This is a genomic window from Limnohabitans sp., assembly GCF_044361645.1.
Lineage (GTDB): Bacteria > Pseudomonadota > Gammaproteobacteria > Burkholderiales > Burkholderiaceae_C > Limnohabitans_A.
This window is the reverse complement of sequence record NZ_JBIKIL010000087.1, coordinates 1-15,724: the sequence shown is the minus strand read 5'-3', so window position 1 is coordinate 15,724 and position 15,724 is coordinate 1. Positions and strand designations below refer to the sequence as shown.

At 61.5% G+C, this 15,724-nt stretch carries 18 protein-coding genes; 10 read left to right on the top strand and 8 right to left on the bottom strand.

All coding sequences use genetic code 11. The features are described from left to right. The 4 genes from rplU to proB form a co-directional block, all read left to right on the top strand. A partial coding sequence (rplU, locus tag ACIQ39_RS13475; RefSeq protein ID WP_396435119.1) for a 50S ribosomal protein L21 occupies window positions 1-265 on the top strand: 265 nt, incomplete at its 5' end. A 12-nt stretch (window positions 266-277) separates the two neighbouring features. Then, entirely contained in the window at window positions 278-538 is a 261-nt protein-coding gene (gene rpmA, locus ACIQ39_RS13470; protein ID WP_396435118.1) for a 50S ribosomal protein L27, read from the top strand. 104 nt (window positions 539-642) lie between these two features. Next, the gene (gene cgtA, locus ACIQ39_RS13465; protein WP_396435117.1) at window positions 643-1,767 is read left to right on the top strand and encodes an Obg family GTPase CgtA; all 1,125 of its coding nucleotides are present in this window, start codon (window positions 643-645) and stop codon (window positions 1,765-1,767) included. A gap of 55 nt (window positions 1,768-1,822) precedes the next feature. Then, entirely contained in the window at window positions 1,823-2,959 is a 1,137-nt protein-coding gene (gene proB / locus ACIQ39_RS13460; RefSeq protein ID WP_396435116.1) for a glutamate 5-kinase, read from the top strand. Between the two features lie 50 nt (window positions 2,960-3,009). On the opposite strand, the gene ACIQ39_RS13455 is transcribed toward proB, so the two are convergent. Beyond that, window positions 3,010-3,627, bottom strand: coding sequence for an RNA pyrophosphohydrolase (locus ACIQ39_RS13455; protein WP_396435115.1), 618 nt, complete (start codon window positions 3,625-3,627; stop codon window positions 3,010-3,012). Between the two features lie 99 nt (window positions 3,628-3,726). Between ACIQ39_RS13455 and ACIQ39_RS13450 the strand changes: the two genes are divergently transcribed. The 5 genes from ACIQ39_RS13450 to ACIQ39_RS13430 all read left to right on the top strand — a co-directional run bounded on the left by ACIQ39_RS13450 (window position 3,727) and on the right by ACIQ39_RS13430 (window position 8,710). Then, entirely contained in the window at window positions 3,727-5,472 is a 1,746-nt protein-coding gene (locus tag ACIQ39_RS13450; RefSeq protein ID WP_396435114.1) for a proline--tRNA ligase, read from the top strand. An 18-nt stretch (window positions 5,473-5,490) separates the two neighbouring features. Beyond that, window positions 5,491-6,117 carry a lytic transglycosylase domain-containing protein gene (locus tag ACIQ39_RS13445; protein WP_396435113.1) on the top strand — a complete coding sequence of 209 codons (627 nt, stop codon included), beginning with the start codon at window positions 5,491-5,493 and terminating at the stop codon, window positions 6,115-6,117. Between the two features lie 75 nt (window positions 6,118-6,192). After that, window positions 6,193-6,582, top strand: a complete 390-nt coding sequence (locus ACIQ39_RS13440; RefSeq protein WP_396435112.1) for a GntR family transcriptional regulator — start codon at window positions 6,193-6,195, stop codon at window positions 6,580-6,582. Beyond that, complete coding sequence (locus ACIQ39_RS13435; protein ID WP_396435111.1) at window positions 6,579-7,403, top strand: ABC transporter ATP-binding protein; 825 nt, start codon at window positions 6,579-6,581, stop codon at window positions 7,401-7,403. Before ACIQ39_RS13440 ends, ACIQ39_RS13435 begins: the two co-directional genes overlap by 4 nt. Window positions 7,404-8,218: 815 nt before the next feature. Then, entirely contained in the window at window positions 8,219-8,710 is a 492-nt protein-coding gene (locus ACIQ39_RS13430; protein ID WP_396435110.1) for a hypothetical protein, read from the top strand. 60 nt (window positions 8,711-8,770) lie between these two features. On the opposite strand, the gene grxD is transcribed toward ACIQ39_RS13430, so the two are convergent. From grxD to hemA, 4 genes are all read right to left on the bottom strand, one after another. Then, window positions 8,771-9,094 carry a Grx4 family monothiol glutaredoxin gene (gene grxD / locus ACIQ39_RS13425; protein ID WP_396435109.1) on the bottom strand — a complete coding sequence of 108 codons (324 nt, stop codon included), beginning with the start codon at window positions 9,092-9,094 and terminating at the stop codon, window positions 8,771-8,773. Between the two features lie 85 nt (window positions 9,095-9,179). Next, a complete protein-coding gene (gene prmC / locus ACIQ39_RS13420; protein ID WP_396435108.1) occupies window positions 9,180-10,019 on the bottom strand; it encodes a peptide chain release factor N(5)-glutamine methyltransferase in 840 nt (279 codons plus the stop codon). After that, complete coding sequence (gene prfA, locus ACIQ39_RS13415) at window positions 10,019-11,107, bottom strand: peptide chain release factor 1 (RefSeq protein WP_396435107.1); 1,089 nt, start codon at window positions 11,105-11,107, stop codon at window positions 10,019-10,021. Before prfA ends, prmC begins: the two co-directional genes overlap by 1 nt. Window positions 11,108-11,232: 125 nt before the next feature. Beyond that, the gene (hemA, locus tag ACIQ39_RS13410; protein WP_396435106.1) at window positions 11,233-12,504 is read right to left on the bottom strand and encodes a glutamyl-tRNA reductase; all 1,272 of its coding nucleotides are present in this window, start codon (window positions 12,502-12,504) and stop codon (window positions 11,233-11,235) included. 158 nt (window positions 12,505-12,662) lie between these two features. On the opposite strand from hemA, the gene ACIQ39_RS13405 reads away from it, so the two are divergent. After that, a complete protein-coding gene (locus ACIQ39_RS13405) occupies window positions 12,663-12,938 on the top strand; it encodes a hypothetical protein (protein ID WP_396435105.1) in 276 nt (91 codons plus the stop codon). A 27-nt stretch (window positions 12,939-12,965) separates the two neighbouring features. Here ACIQ39_RS13405 and ugpQ read toward each other — a convergent pair whose 3' ends face one another. From ugpQ to ugpE, 3 genes are all read right to left on the bottom strand, one after another. Next, entirely contained in the window at window positions 12,966-13,733 is a 768-nt protein-coding gene (gene ugpQ, locus ACIQ39_RS13400) for a glycerophosphodiester phosphodiesterase (protein ID WP_396435104.1), read from the bottom strand. Next, entirely contained in the window at window positions 13,730-14,743 is a 1,014-nt protein-coding gene (gene ugpC / locus ACIQ39_RS13395) for a sn-glycerol-3-phosphate ABC transporter ATP-binding protein UgpC (RefSeq protein ID WP_396435103.1), read from the bottom strand. The genes ugpQ and ugpC overlap by 4 nt, the downstream gene beginning before the upstream one ends. Before the next feature lie 163 nt (window positions 14,744-14,906). Beyond that, window positions 14,907-15,722 (bottom strand): sn-glycerol-3-phosphate ABC transporter permease UgpE, encoded by an 816-nt coding sequence (ugpE, locus tag ACIQ39_RS13390; RefSeq protein ID WP_396435102.1) that lies wholly within the window; start codon window positions 15,720-15,722, stop codon window positions 14,907-14,909. Window positions 15,723-15,724: the final 2 nt, after the last annotated feature.

Below are 15,724 nucleotides of genomic sequence, written 5' to 3'. Positions count from 1 at the left end.
TGGCGAAAAAATTAAAGTAGAACAGATTGCTGCGGACGTTGGCCAGGAAATCGTGATTGATCAAGTTTTGGCCGTCGGTACCGGCGCTGAACTCAAGATCGGCACGCCCCTGGTGTCCGGCGCCACGGTCACAGTCACCGTGCTGTCGCATGGCAAGCACGACAAAGTGCACATCTTCAAGATGCGCCGTCGCAAGCACTATCAGAAACGTCAGGGTCACCGCCAGCAGTTCACCGAACTGCAAGTCGGCGCAATCTCTGCCTGAGGAGAACAGGTCATGGCACAGAAAAAAGGCGGCGGCTCTACGCGCAACGGTCGTGATTCCAAGCCCAAAATGCTCGGCGTCAAGGCTTTCGGTGGTGAATTGATCAGCGCTGGCGCGATCATTGTTCGCCAACGTGGTACCAAATTCCATGCCGGCAACAACGTCGGCATTGGCAAAGACCACACTTTGTTTGCCTTGGTGGACGGCCACGTGTCGTTCTCGACCAAAGGCGAGCTGAGCAAGCACATGGTCAACGTGACACCGGCTGTTTAAGCCTGTTGCGCCCATGGCGAAGAAGAGCCCCGCAAGCCGGGGCTTTTTGCTTTTCTGGCCCGGCCGTGCATGGACACGGGGCCTCAGGCTACACTGGAAATCTCATGAAGTTCGTTGACGAAGCCTATATAGACATCTGCGCAGGTGACGGCGGGAACGGCTGCGTCTCGTTCCGCCATGAAAAATACAAAGAATTCGGCGGTCCCAACGGCGGCGATGGGGGCCGCGGCGGGCATGTGTTTGCCTTTGCCGACATCAACCTGAACACCTTGGTCGATTACCGCTATTCGCGCCGCCACGAGGCCAAGCGCGGTCAGCACGGCATGGGCTCCGACATGTTTGGCGCTGCGGGCGACGACGTGACCCTCAAAATGCCGGTGGGCACCATCATCACCGACGCCGAAACCGGCGAAGTTTTGTTCGAGCTGTTGGTGCCGGGCGAGACCCTCATGATCGCCAAAGGCGGTGACGGTGGTTTTGGCAACATGCGTTTCAAAAGCGCCATCAACCGTGCGCCACGCCAAAAAACACCGGGCTGGTTGGGTGAGAAAAAAGAGCTCAAGCTGGAGTTGAAATTGCTGGCCGACGTGGGCCTCTTGGGCATGCCCAATGCGGGCAAGTCGACCTTCATCGCGGCCGTGTCCAATGCCCGCCCCAAAATCGCCGATTACCCCTTCACCACCTTGCACCCCAATTTGGGCGTGGTGCGTGTGGGCCCCGAGCAAAGTTTTGTGGTGGCCGATGTGCCGGGCTTGATTGAGGGCGCGTCCGAAGGCGCGGGCCTAGGCCATTTGTTTTTGCGCCATTTGCAGCGCACGCGATTGTTGCTGCATGTGGTGGACTTTGCGCCCTTTGACGAGAACGTTGACCCGGTCCAGCAGGCCAAGGCCATTGTGGCCGAGCTGAAAAAATACGACCCCGGTCTGTACAACAAGCCGCGCTGGTTGGTGCTCAACAAGTTGGACATGGTGCCAGCCGATGAGCGCGAAGCCCGCGTCAAAGACTTCATCAAGCGCATGCGCTACAAAGGCCCGGTCTTCCAGATCTCGGCCTTGACCCGCGAAGGCTGCGAGCCGCTGATCAAAGAGATTTACAAGCACATCCGTGCCCAACAAATCATTGAGCAAGGCATTGTGGACATTGACCCCCGTTTCACCGAACAGGACAAGCCTCAAGAGCCCGACGCCGACGATCCACGCTTTAAGTCACTGCCTGCTGACGCGGGCTAAGTCGGCGTTTGACCGAACTTGCCGCTCCCTGTTTCAACGCCCCAGCCCTAATTCGATGACTTCTTCAGCTGTAAGCACCTTGTTGCGTGACGCCCGCCGCATCGTGGTCAAAGTGGGCTCCAGCTTGGTGACCAACGAAGGCCGGGGGCTGGACGAAGGCGCGATTGGCGAGTGGTGCCGCCAAATGGCGCTGCTCAGCGCCCAGGGCAAAGAGGTGGTCATGGTCTCCAGTGGGGCCATTGCCGAGGGCATGAAGCGCCTGGGCTGGACCACCCGCCCGATTGAAGTGCCCGCTTTGCAAGCCGCTGCCGCTGTAGGTCAGATGGGTTTGGCGCAGATGTATGAAACCAAGCTGCGCGAAAACGGCATGGGCAGTGCCCAGGTGCTGCTCACGCACGCGGATTTGGCCGACCGCGAGCGCTACCTCAATGCCCGCTCAACCTTGCTCACCTTGCTCCAGCACCGCGTGCTGCCTGTGATCAACGAAAACGACACGGTGGTCAACGACGAGATCAAGTTTGGCGACAACGACACCTTGGGCGCCTTGGTGGCCAACTTGATCGAGGCCGATTTGTTGGTCATCTTGACCGACCAAAAAGGCCTGTACACCGCCGACCCACGCAAAGACCCGGCGGCCAGCTTTGTGCACGAGGCCCGCGCGGGTGACCCGGTTTTGGAAAGCATGGCCGGTGGCGCGGGTTCGAGCCTGGGCAAGGGCGGCATGATCACCAAAATTTTGGCCGCCAAGCGGGCGGCCGGTTCGGGGGCTTCCACGGTGATCGCCTGGGGCCGCGAGCCCGACGCCCTGCTGCGCCTTTGTCAGGGCGACAACATGGGCACCTTGCTGGTGGCCCAAACGGCCAAACAACAAGCCCGCAAGCAGTGGATGGCCGACCACCTGCAGCTGCGCGGTTCGGTCAGCGTGGATGCCGGGGCCGCCCACAAGGTGTTGACCGAGGGCAAGAGCTTGCTGCCGATCGGCATGACGGCTGTGGCGGGCGATTTTTCACGCGGTGACGTGATTGCCATCAAAGACGAACAAGGTGCAGAAATCGCCAGAGGCTTGGCCAATTACGCCAGCGCCGAAGCCCGTTTGCTTTGCCGCAAACCCTCGCACGAGTATGTGGCTTTGTTGGGCTATACCGCCGAGCCGGAGATGGTGCACCGCGACAACATGATCTTGACCCAGTGATGGGCTGACTTGCTGGGCGGCCAGACACCGGCGCGCAGCGGCAGTGCCGTTCAGCTTTGCGGGTTGGGATCGAAGCTGGCACCTGGAGGCAGCTCCATGTGGGCCGGTTGTTGCAGGTCCATGTGGCCGCTGTCCAAATCCATGCCTTCGCGTGGCCCACGGCCGCCGCTGCGCAGGAAGCGGTTTTGCCGGTCGTGCCGGGGCAGAAAACGCGCCAATTCGGTCAGCGCCATTTCGTACACTCCGCGCTTGAATTCCACCACCACATCCAGTGGCACCCAGTAATCGTTCCAGCGCCAAGCGTCGAACTCGGGGTGGTCGGTGGCGCGCAGGTTCAGGTGGTGGTCGTGCGTGACCATTTGCAGCAAGTACCAGATTTGTTTCTGGCCCTTGTAAAAGCCGCGTGCATCCCGTCGGATGAAGCGGTCCGGCACCTCATAACGCAACCAGTCACGGGTTCGGGCCACGATGCGCACATGCTCCGGCTGGAGCCCCACCTCTTCGTGCAATTCACGGAACATGGCCTGTTCAGGGCTTTCGCCCCGGTCAATGCCGCCTTGCGGAAACTGCCAGCTGTGGGTACGTATGCGCTTGCCCCAGAAAACCTGGTTTCTCTGGTTGAGCAGAATGATGCCGACGTTCGGCCTAAAGCCTTCACGGTCAAGCATAATCAACCTCAAATTTTTTAATTAAGTCCATTATGCACGCCGCACCAGCGCGCGCTCTTGGATGTTTCCCTGATGTCCTTGTCTATTTAGTCTGTCGCGATGAAAGCCTCCCAGTTCCTCATTTCCACCCTCAAAGAAGCCCCCGCTGACGCCGAGGTGGTCAGCCACCAGCTGATGACCCGAGCGGGCATGATCAAGAAATTGGGCGCAGGCATCTACAACTACATGCCCATGGGCTTGCGGGTCATTCGCAAGGTCGAGGCCATCGTGCGTGAAGAGATGAACCGCGCAGGGGCCATCGAGATGACCATGCCCGTGGTGCAACCGGCCGAGCTTTGGCAAGAGACCGGTCGTTTTGACAAGATGGGCCCGGAGTTGCTGCGCATCAAAGACCGCCATGGGCGTGACTATGTGATCCAGCCGACCAGCGAAGAAGCGGTGACCGACGTGGTGCGCCAAGAATTGCGCAGCTACAAACAGCTGCCGAAAAACTTCTACCAGATTCAAACCAAATTTCGCGACGAGCGCCGCCCCCGTTTTGGCTTGATGCGCGGGCGTGAATTCACCATGAAAGACGCCTACAGCTTTGACCGTGATGTGGTCAGCGCCAAGGCCAGCTACCAGGTCATGGCCGCTGCTTACCGCCGCATCTTTGACCGCTTTGGTCTGACCTACCGCGCCGTGGCGGCTGACAGCGGGGCCATCGGCGGTGATTTGACCGAAGAGTTTCAGGTGATTGCCGCGACGGGCGAAGACGCCATCGTTTATTGCCCGACCAGCCCTTACGCCGCCAACATGGAAAAGGCCGAGGCCTTGGCGCCGAACCAGCCACGTGCTGCGGCCAGCCAAGCGCTGACAAAAACCGCCACACCCGGTCAAAGCACCTGCGAAGACGTGGCGGCCTTGCTGAACGTGCCGCTGTCCAGCACCGTCAAGTCACTTGTGTTGGCCACCGACACCCTGAACGAGCAGGGCGAGATCATGAAGTCTCAAGTTTGGCTGCTGCTGCTGCGCGGTGACCATGACATGAACGAAGTCAAGGTGGGCAAGCTGCCCGGCATGGAAGGCGGTTTCCGCTTCGCCACCCTGAGCGAGATCGAGGATCACTTCGGTTGTAAGCCGGGCTATTTGGGGCCACTTCACCTGAAAAAACCAGTGCACCTGGTGGCCGACCGCGAGGTGGCCGTGATGTCCAATTGGATTTGTGGTGCCAACGAGGTGGACTTTCACATCACTGGCGTGAACTGGAGCCGTGACCTGCCCGAGCCGGCCTTGGTGGCCGACATCCGCAATGTGGTGGCGGGCGACCCCTCCCCCGATGGACAAGGCGAGTTGGCGATCGAGCGCGGCATCGAAGTGGGCCAAGTGTTCTATCTGGGCACCAAATACTCTAAGACCATGAACGCGACTTTTTTGGATGAAACCGGCAAGCCGCAGTTTTTGGAAATGGGTTGTTACGGCATTGGCATCACGCGCCTGCCCGCTGCCGCCATCGAACAAAACCACGACGAGCGCGGCATCATCTGGCCCGACGCGATTGCGCCGTTCACCGTGGTGATTTGCCCCATTGGCATGGACCGCAGCGAAGCCGTCAAGCTTGAAGCCGAACGCATTTACGCGGCCTTGTTGGGACAAGGTGTGGACGTGATCCTGGACGACCGCGGCGAGCGCCCGGGCGCCATGTTCGCCGACTGGGAGTTGATCGGTGTGCCGCACCGCATCACGGTGGGGGACAAGGGTCTGAAAGACGGTTTGGTCGAATACCAACACCGGCGCGATGCCGAGGCCAGCAAAGTGGCTGTGGCCGACATTCTGGGCCACCTTCAAGGGCGTTTGGCCCCCTGAGTCGCACGGCCTTGACCCATGACGCGCCCGGTCTTGCCCAGCCGCCGGGCTTGTTTGCTCAGTCTGTGTGGGACTCTTTTGCCCGCCTGGCTGGTGCATGCCGGGCGGCAAATCGAAGAGCCGTTGTCGCACGCTGTGCGTTCGGCCCTGAGCGCGGCCGTGGCGGCGGCGGCTCCCCCTGAGCCCCTGCTGACCACCGCCGCTGATCAGCAGGCCTATGCGCAGTGGCAAACGGCGAGCAGCCAACGGTTGACGCGCTACAAAAAACACCCCACCGAGCGTCAAGAGTTCTTGCAAACCCTCTGGTACGAAGCCCGCAGAGCAGGCCTGCCCCTGTCGCTGGTGCTGGGCGTGGTGCAGGTCGAAAGCGCCTTTCGCAAATACGCCATTTCCAGCGCCGGGGCGCGCGGCTACATGCAGGTCATGCCATTTTGGGCGCGCTTGATTGGCGACGGCGACGACAGCCGTTTGTTCCACATGCAGACCAACCTGCGCTTTGGCTGCGTGATCCTGCGCCACTACCTGGACCGCGAACGCGGCGACACCTTCATGGCGCTGGGCCGTTACAACGGCAGTCGAGGGCAAAGCGCCTATCCGCAGGCCGTTCAAGCGGCGCAGCGCGGGTGGTTGCATGCCGAAGATTAAAAAAAATACTTTGGAATTAAAAAAATAGATTGAAGTTTTGTTTGTGTGTATTATTGAAATAATACACCAATGCACATGAACTTCAGCATCGCCCCCAGTGACCCAACGCCGATCTACCGCCAGATCGTCGATCAGGTGCGTCGCCAGATGGCCGGTGGGCAGCTGCGCCCAGGCATGGAGCTGCCCAGCGTGCGCGCCCTGGCGCAGCAGCACGCGATCAACCCCATGACAGTTTCAAAGGCTTACAGCCTGCTCGAGAGCGAAGGCCTGCTGGAGCGCCGCCGTGGCATGGGCATGGTGGTGGCAGGGCAGGGGGCGCGCAGCGCGGTCGACCCGGAGCGCCTGCTGGCCCCTTTGCTGCAGGCCTTGGTGCGACAGGCTGCCGAACTCGGTCTGCCACCCGAGGCGCTGCACCGGCTCATTGACCAGACAGTCGACAACACCGCAGACAGGGAGAGACCATGACCCGCATTGCCATCGAAGCCCGCGACCTGCAGCTCACTTACCAGCGCAAAACCATCCTGAACCAGCTGAACCTGGCCGTACCCGAGGGGGCGGTGCTCGGGCTGGTGGGGCGCAATGGTGTCGGCAAAAGCACCCTGATGCGCTGCCTGACCGGCTTGGTCAGGCCCACGCAGGGCAGCTGCCGCATCGGCGGCTACCCGAGTGAGGACCTGGCCGATGAGGTGCGTGAACGCCTGGGGGTGGTGGCGCAAACGCCAGACCTCTTTGATTGGCTGACGGGCGAGCAGCATTTTGAGCAAATCGGCACCATGTACCGCGACTGGCAGCATGACCGAGCCAGGGCGCTCGCTGCGCAACTGGATCTGCCCTTGCTCACCCCCGCCCGAGCACTCTCGCTGGGCGATCAGCAAAAGCTCGCCCTTGTGCTCGCCCTGGGCCACGACCCCGACTGGCTGCTGCTTGACGAGCCGGTGGCCAGCCTGGACCCGGTCGCACGGCGCGCCTTCATGCGCGCCTTGTTTGATCGGGTGGAGCGCGAAGACCCACGCACCGTGATCATCAGCAGCCACTTGCTCAGCGATCTGGAGCGGGTGGTCAGCCATGTGGCGTTCATGCGGCAAGGCCAGATTCAGCTCATGGACGCCTGGGATGTGCTGGCCGAACAGGTGCGATGCGTGCAGGGGCCGGTGGTTCCTCCGCCAGACTGCGTGCTGGCACAAACAGCCGATGGCCGCTGGATCGTGGACCTTCGCCGGGCACCGCCCGGAATGCAAGGTGAAGCCATGAACCTGGAAGACCTGTTTGAGGGGCTCAACGCATGAAAGCCCTGATCCAGCGCAGACCGTCTCAGCAATATGGCGCATTCAATTTGCTATATCCGATTGTTTTCAACGGACTGTTCATGTTCGTGGCCTATGCGGCGCATGCAATTCAGGGGACCTTGAGCAGTGTTTGGATAGATGCTGCCTGGGGAAGCGGCGCGAGCATGGTGGCTATGCTGGTTGCGGACAATGACTTTCAGCAACAGAGGCTTCGTCTGCTGCGTATGAGGGTGCCATCTGTGCATGTGCAGCGATGGGTGTTTGGGCATTTTCAGATGCTAATGTTTTGGGCGGTCTTTTTTTGTTTGACCGTGCTTTGTATCGCCCCCTTGAGTGGGTTCACGTTGCAACAGGGATGTGCGCTGGTGGGGCTGTCCATGGTGGGCTGGCCGCTGTATGGACTGGCGGGTTTGGCCAGGATGGGCCATGGGTCCCGATGGGTGCCTTGGCCGTGGCTGATGTACCCCTTGTCCATGTTCGCATGGGTGAGTTCTTGGTTGGTTTGGCAGTATTGGGGGAAAGACCAAGGCTGGTGGTTGCCCCTGTTCTGCTTGCTGTTCTCTTTGAGCGGACTGTGGGCCCTGATGCACAGGATGCTGCGTTTGGGCGAACCTGCCCTAGGTGTCGAAGCACATGTTGTGCGGCTGTGGGACGGGTGGGCACGGTTGTGGTCTTATTGGCGTGGGCGAGGACGGTGGGTGGGTGGGGCCGAGATGCTGGGTGTTGCTTCGATACCCTTGACTCAATCCATTTTTCAGTCTTGGTCATGGTCGGACTCAGCGCCTGGATTCAGGTTGTTTACTTGTTTGCTGATCATGATTGGCTTGCTACGCTCGGATCGCCACCACTGGCGCTGGGAACTGATGCCGCGTTTGCGCGTGCGCCAGTACCGGGCTTACGAAATCTGGAGCGCCAGCCTGCGTTTCGTACTCAGTCTGTTGGTCCCACTTGCATTGGTGGGCTTGCTGGTGGATTTTGGTTTGGGCGGTTCATTGCAAGACGGTTTGCAGAATCTGGGGCAGGTGTATCGCTGGTGGGCGGTGGAGTTGCTGGTGGCCACCGCCATGGCGGTGTGGGTGCGTTCGCTGCACTGGCGGCGTTGGCGAGATGGGGTGGGGCTGCTGCTGGTGATCTCTGGCTTCATCTGGATGCTGACCGACAGCGGCAGGCAGTTTTGGGCGCTGCGCCACATGGGCCACGATTTGCTGCTGATGCTGGTGGGCGCCGCATTGCTGTTTCAGGCCAACCGCAATTTGGAACGGTTCAAATTGCCAGACTGGTGGCGAATTTCAGATTCGGGCCACTGAAGCCGAAGGGCCGCAAAAAAAGCCACCCTCAGGCGGCTTTTTTGGGAACGCAAAACCCGATCAGGCCTGGCCGTTGATGACCTGTTGCAACTCGCCCGACTCGTACATTTCCATCATGATGTCCGAGCCTCCGACGAACTCACCCTTGACGTAGAGCTGGGGGATGGTGGGCCAGTTGCTGTAATCCTTGATGCCTTGGCGGATTTCGGCGTCGTCCAGCACGTTCACGGTCTTGACTGTCTTGGGGTCCACGCCACATGCCTTGAGCAGTTGGATGGCGCGCCCCGAAAAACCGCACATGGGGAAGTTGGCGTTGCCTTTCATGAACAGGGTGATCTCGTTGCCTTTGACGAGTTCGTCGATGCGTTGTTGGGTGTCGCTCATGTTGTTGCTCCAAATGGGGTCGGTGTCGGATGGTGTGAATTATGTCTCTGATTGAAAGTCTGCCATTTTCACAGGGATGTTGCTGTCACTTCGGCATGACCGCGCCTGTGCAGCGCTCGATGCCGCCCAAATCGCGGCGCGACTGCACCTGTGCAAAACCGGCTTCGCGCAGCAAGGCCTGTACCGGGGCAGACTGGTCCCAGCCGTGTTCCAGCAGCAGCCAGCCGCCCGGGGCCAGGCGGCTGGGGGCTTGGGCGATGATCTGGCGGATGTCATCCAGGCCATCGGCACCACTGGTCAGCGCGCTCAAGGGTTCATGCGTCAAGGCAGTCAGGTGCGGGTCGCCTTCGGCCACATAGGGCGGGTTGGAGACGATCAGCTCAAACGGGCCCGGCACGGCGTCCATCCAGTGGCTCAGCACGCAATTCACGGGCAAGTTCAGGCGCTGGGCGTTGGCGCTGGCCACGGCCAAGGCATCGGCGCTGGCGTCCACCGCCGTCACCTGTGCAGCTGGGCGCTGGTGCTGCAGGGCCAGCGCCACAGCGCCGCTGCCGGTGCCCAGGTCGAGCACGCGTGCTGGTTGATCCGCAGCAAGCAGTTCCAGCGCCCATTCGACCAGGGTTTCCGTGTCGGGGCGCGGGTCCAGCACGCGGGCGTCCACGTTGAGTGTGAGGCCAAAAAAGTCTTTGCGCCCGGTGATGTAGGCCACCGGTTCGCCTTGCAGGCGGCGTTGCACGGCGAGCGCCCATGTCTGTTGTTGCATCGCGGTCAACAGATCGGTGTCGTGGGCCAGCAGCCAGGCGCGCTCATGCAGCGGGCGCGCCAGGGCGTGAAGCAAGAGGATTTGTGCGTCCACGCGGGCCAAACCTTGGCTTTGGGCTTGGTGCAGGCATTGCGCCAAGCTAGGGCTGGCGTGCGGGGCCATCAGGCAGTGGCCCCGATTTCCAGCGCTGCCAATTGCGCTGCCGCTTCATAGGCCTGCAGGGCATCGATCACGTCTTTCAAATCGCCTTCCATGATGCTCAGCAGCTTGTACAGCGTGAGGTTGATGCGGTGGTCACTCAGGCGCCCTTGCGGAAAGTTGTAGGTGCGGATGCGGTCACTGCGCTCGCCGCTGCCGATCAGGCTTTTGCGTTCGGCGGCGTCTTTGGCGGCGCGTTCAGCCCGGTCTTTTTCTTGAATGCGGGCGGTCAGCACCTTCAGCGCCTGCGCCTTGTTGCCGTGCTGGCTGCGGCCGTCTTGGCATTCGGCCACGATGCCGGTGGGCAAGTGGGTGATGCGCACCGCCGAGTCGGTCTTGTTGATGTGCTGCCCGCCCGCCCCGCTGGCGCGGTAGGTGTCGATGCGCAAATCGGCCGGGTTGATTTGGATGGCTTCGGCTTCGTCGGGTTCGGCCAGCACCGCCACAGTGCAGGCGCTGGTGTGGATGCGACCTTGCGTCTCGGTGGCGGGCACGCGCTGCACCCGGTGACCGCCCGACTCGAACTTGAGCGCGCCATACACGTGGTCACCTTCGATGCGCACCACCACTTCCTTGTAGCCGCCCAGCTCGCTCACCGATTCAGACACGATCTCGCAACGCCAGCCTTGGCTTTCGGCAAAGCGCGTGTACATGCGCAGCAAGTCGCCTGCGAACAGGGCCGACTCATCGCCGCCGGTGCCCGCGCGGATTTCAACAAACGCGGGGCGGGCATCGTCGGGGTCTTGGGGCAGCAGCATGCGCTGCAGCTCGGCTTGCAGCGTGTGCAGCTCGGCGCTGGCGCTGGCCACTTCTTCTTCGGCCATTTCGCGCAGGTCTTCGTCGTCCAGCATGGTTTGGGCAGCGGCCAGATCGGCATTGCGCTGCTGAAAGCGGGCAAAGCGCGAGGCCACGGCGCTGACCTGGGCATGCTCACGCGAGAGTTTCAGGAACTGCGCCATGTCGGCCATGATGTCTTCACGGGACAACAAAAAGTCCAGCTCGGTCAAGCGCAAAGCGTAGCGTTCGAGTTGTTGGATCAAAAAGGGTTTCATGGGGGCGGTCTGATCGGGGGCGGTGCTTCGCTGGGGCTCGTCGGCTGCGAGCAAAGACAAGGGGGTCTGGTGGGGATGCCAAGAAGCCGGTTCGGCGCCAAGGCCACGGCTCAAGACAGGCGTCGCTAGCGCTCTTTGCGCAGGAAAACGCGTTGCACGGTTTGCATGCTTTGCTCCCGCTGTTCTGGCGGTGCGCCGCGCAGCTCGGCCAAGGCACCGTGCAGCATTTTTTGGGTCAGGCCCTTGGACAAGGCTTCCATCACGGCGATCGGGTCGTCGCCCCGGGCCAACAGTTTGCGGGCACGGGCCAGTTCGGCTTCGCGCCAAACATCGGCTTGGTTTTGCAATTGCTGAATCAAGGGCACGGTGCCGCGTTGACCCATCCAGTGCATGAAGCTTTGCACGCCCGCATCGATGATGACCTCGGCTTCGGCCACGGCCGCTTGGCGGTGGGCTTGGCCGGTTTGAACCACGCTGGCCAGGTCGTCCACGGTGTAGAGGTAGACGTCTTGGAGCGACTTGACTTCGGGTTCAATGTCTCTGGGCACGGCCAAATCGACCATGAACATGGGGCGGTACTTGCGTTTTTTCAGGGCCCGCTCGACCGCACCCAGACCGATCAGGGGCAAAGTGCTGGCGGTGCAGCTGATGACGGCATCGAATTCGTGCAGGCGATCTGGCAAGTCGGCCAAGGGCATGACCTCGGCCCCGAACCGGTGGGCCAGCAATTCGGCGCGGTCCAGACTGCGGTTGGCGATCGCCATGCCTTTGGGCTGCTTGGCTGCAAAGTGGGTGGCCACCAACTCGTTCATTTCGCCAGCGCCAACAAAGAGAATGCGGATGTCCTTGAGGTCTTCAAAGAGCTGGCTGGCCAGTCGCACCGAAGCGGCCGCCATGCTGATGGAATGGGCGCCGATCTCGGTGGAACTGCGCACCTCTTTGGCCACGGCAAAGCTGCGCTGGAAAAGTTGGTTCAGGGTGCTGCCCAAGGCACCGGCTTGTTCGGCGGCGCGCACAGCGTCTTTGAGTTGACCCAAAATTTGGGCCTCGCCCAGCACCATGGAGTCCAGGCCACTGGCCACACGAAAGGCGTGACGCGCGGCTTCGTTGCCCTCTAGCAAATAGGTGTGGGCGTGCAACTCTGAGGCGCTGACGCCGCCGGTTTGGGCGAGCCAGCGCAAAGTGTCGTTGGTGGCGGCTTGGTCGGCAGCGCAATAAATTTCGGTGCGGTTGCAGGTCGAAAGAATGGCCGCTTCGGGCTCTTGCGAAATGCGTTGGGACAGGTCTTGGCGCAAGCCTTGCAGGGTGGGAACCAGTTTGTCTACGGCGAACGCGAACCGCCCGCGCAAATCCAGCGGTGCAGTGGTGTGGTTCAAACCCAGGGTCCATACGGCCATGAGGGGCATTATAGGCATGACCTGTCAACTTCGCTTGACACTTCGGGGGCTTGTTGAGCGTCTATTGCGCTGAATGTCTTTGCTTGTGGTTTTGCAGGCACAATTTCAGCATCGGGGCCATCGGCAGAGGCGGCCCAAACCCTGCACACCGAGCTTTCATGACGTTTTGGCAATTGGTAGGTCACCTCTTCAATTTTCTGCTGCCCGCTTTGGCCATGGCTTTGTTCATGCCTTTTGCTGGGCGCTGGATCAAGGGGCCGGCCCGGAGCAGCCTGCGCCGCCGCATGGGGGTGCAAGCCCTGTGCGGGCTGGCGGTGTTGGTGGGCGGGCTGTGGCTGCATGGTCAAGACGGCAAGATGAGCACTTACATTGCCTTGGTCTTGGTGGCGGCTACGGCCGAGTGGCTGATGCAACGCGGCTGGGTGACCAAGTAAGCCCTCTGTGCTGGCCAGTCCCGGGCGTCAACTGGGGCTGAACAGGTCCACCCGGTCGGTGATGATGCCGTCGGTGCCCAAAGCCAGCAGGTGCTGGGCGGCCCAGTCGTCGTTGACGGTGTAGCTCAGGCAGCGCATGCCCGCGCTGTGCACGCGGGCCACGTTGGCTGCGTCCCACAGGGCGTAGTGGGCCACCACGGCCACGCAGCCGAGATCTTGAGCTTTCTCAAACCAAGCCTCCCACAGCGTGTCAACCAGCAAGCCGCGTGGCAATTCGGGGGCTGTTTGCTGAGCCGCTGCCAAGGCCTCGGGTTGGAAAGAGGTCAAGAGCGGTGGCACGGCAGCCTTGGCCCACAGACGGGCGGCCAGACGGGCCACAGCCTCGCCCGTGGCGGCCTCGGTGCCCGGGGTGGGCTTGATTTCGATGTTCAGCAGGTGGCCGTTGGCTTGGCAAAACCGTGCCAGCGCTGTGAGCGTGGGCAGGGTCTCGCCCGCGTAGGCGCGCGAGTGCCAGCTGCCCGCGTCCAGTTGCGACAGGGCATGCCAGGGCAGATCGCCGCCGATGCCTTGGCCGCTCGTGGTGCGCTCCAGTGTGGCGTCGTGCATCAAAAACACCACGCCGTCGGCGCTGAGCTTGGCGTCGCACTCGAACATGCGGTAGCCGTGCGCCGCGCCCAGCCGGAAGGCGGCCAGGGTGTTTTCCGGGGCGAGCTTGCCTGCGCCCCGGTGCGCGATCCATATCGGGTAAGGCCAGTCGGGCAGGGCGCTCGCGGAGGTGGCGTTGTCGGGTTTCATGCGGTGCTGAGGCGTTGGCCGGTTTGGGCGTCAAACCAGTGCAGTTTGACTGCGCGGGGGGTGATGCAAAAGGACTCGCCTGTTGCAGGGGCAGGCAGCGATGCGTCCAGGCGCAGCGTCAGGCTTTCGGTGCCCAAACGGGCGTGTACCAAGCGCTCGGCCCCCAGCAGCTCCACGGTTTCTACCTGCAAAGGCCAGCCGCTGGGCGTGATGTCCATGTGCTCGGGGCGAATGCCCAGGATGCGGCCTGCTGGGCTGTCTGGCGCATGTTGGAGCAGGTTCATCGGGGGCGAGCCCATGAAGCTGGCCACAAAGGTGCTGGCCGGGCGGTTGTAGACCTCTTCGGGTGTGCCGAACTGTTCCATGCGGCCGCCATTCATCACGATCATGCGCTGGGCCAGGGTCATGGCCTCGACCTGGTCGTGCGTGACAAACAAGCTGGTGATGCCCAATTCGCGGTGCAGTTTTTGAATCTCGAGCCGGGTTTGGGCGCGCAGCTTGGCGTCCAGATTCGACAGCGGCTCGTCAAACAAAAACACCTGCGGCTGGCGCACGATGGCACGGCCCATGGCCACGCGTTGGCGTTGGCCACCCGACAGTTCGCGCGGCTTGCGCTGCAGCAGCTGGCTCAATTCGAGGATGCCCGCAGCCTTGTCCACCCGGGCCTTGATTTCGGCCACCGGCACTTTGGCGATCTTCAGGCCATAGGCCATGTTGTCGAACACGCTCATATGCGGGTACAGCGCGTAGTTCTGGAACACCATGGCGATGTCGCGCTCGGCGGGCTCCAGCTCGTTGACGACCCGTTCACCAATGGCAATGGTGCCGCCCGTGATGTCTTCGAGGCCCGCCACCATGCGCAGCAGGGTGGATTTGCCACAACCCGAGGGGCCGACGATCACGACAAATTCACCGTGTGCGATTTGAGCGCTCAGGTCGTGGATGACGGTGTTGGCTTTGTCGCCTGCACCGTAGGTTTTGAGGATGTGAGAAAGGGTGATAGCAGCCATGTGTTTTTTGATCAGACGGGGACAGAGCGCCGCTTCGCAGCGGTCTGTCCCCGGGTTTGCTAATTTGACGAGGACAGAGCGCCGCTTCGCAGCGGTCTGTCCCCGGGTTTCTTAATTTGACGAGGACAGAGCGCCGCTTCGCAGCGGTCTGTCCCCGGCTTATTTATTTTTCTGTATCGACCAGGCCTTTGACGAACCATTTTTGCATCAGGATGACGACCAGCGCCGGGGGCAGCATGGCCAAGATGGCCGTGGCCATGACCACGTTCCATTCGGTGTAGGCATCGCCTGCGATCAGGCGTTTGATGCCCATGACCACCGGGTACATGTCTTCGTTGGTGGTCACCAGAAGTGGCCACAGGTATTGGTTCCAGCCATAAATGAACTGGATCACGAACAGCGCCGCGATCGAGGTGCGCGTGAGTGGCAGCAAGATGTCGATGAAAAAGCGCATCGGCCCTGCGCCGTCCATGCGCGCGGCTTCGACCAGTTCATCCGGCACTGTCAAAAAGAATTGTCGGAACAAAAAGGTGGCCGTGGCCGAGGCGATCAGCGGCACCGTCAAGCCCGCATAGCTGTTGAGCATGCCCAGGTTGGCCACCACTTCGTAGGTGGGGCCAATGCGCACTTCAACGGGCAGCATCAGGGTGACAAAAATCATCCAGAACACCAGATTGCGCAAGGGGAAGCGGAAATACACGATGGCAAAAGCCGACAACAAAGAAATGGCGATCTTGCCAATGGCAATGATCAGCGCACTGACCAGGCTGACCCACATCATGGGCGCTGCCGCGGGGATGCGGCTGCCAGCGCTGGTTTCGCCGCCAAACAAGGCGGTTTTGTAGGTCTCCAGGGCGTGGCTGCCGGGCCACATGGACATGGGCACCGATTGGGCGATCTCGGTGGCGCTTTGGGTCGAGGCCACAAAAGTCAGGTACAGCGGGAAGGCCACGATCACCACCCCCAGGATCAGCACCAGGT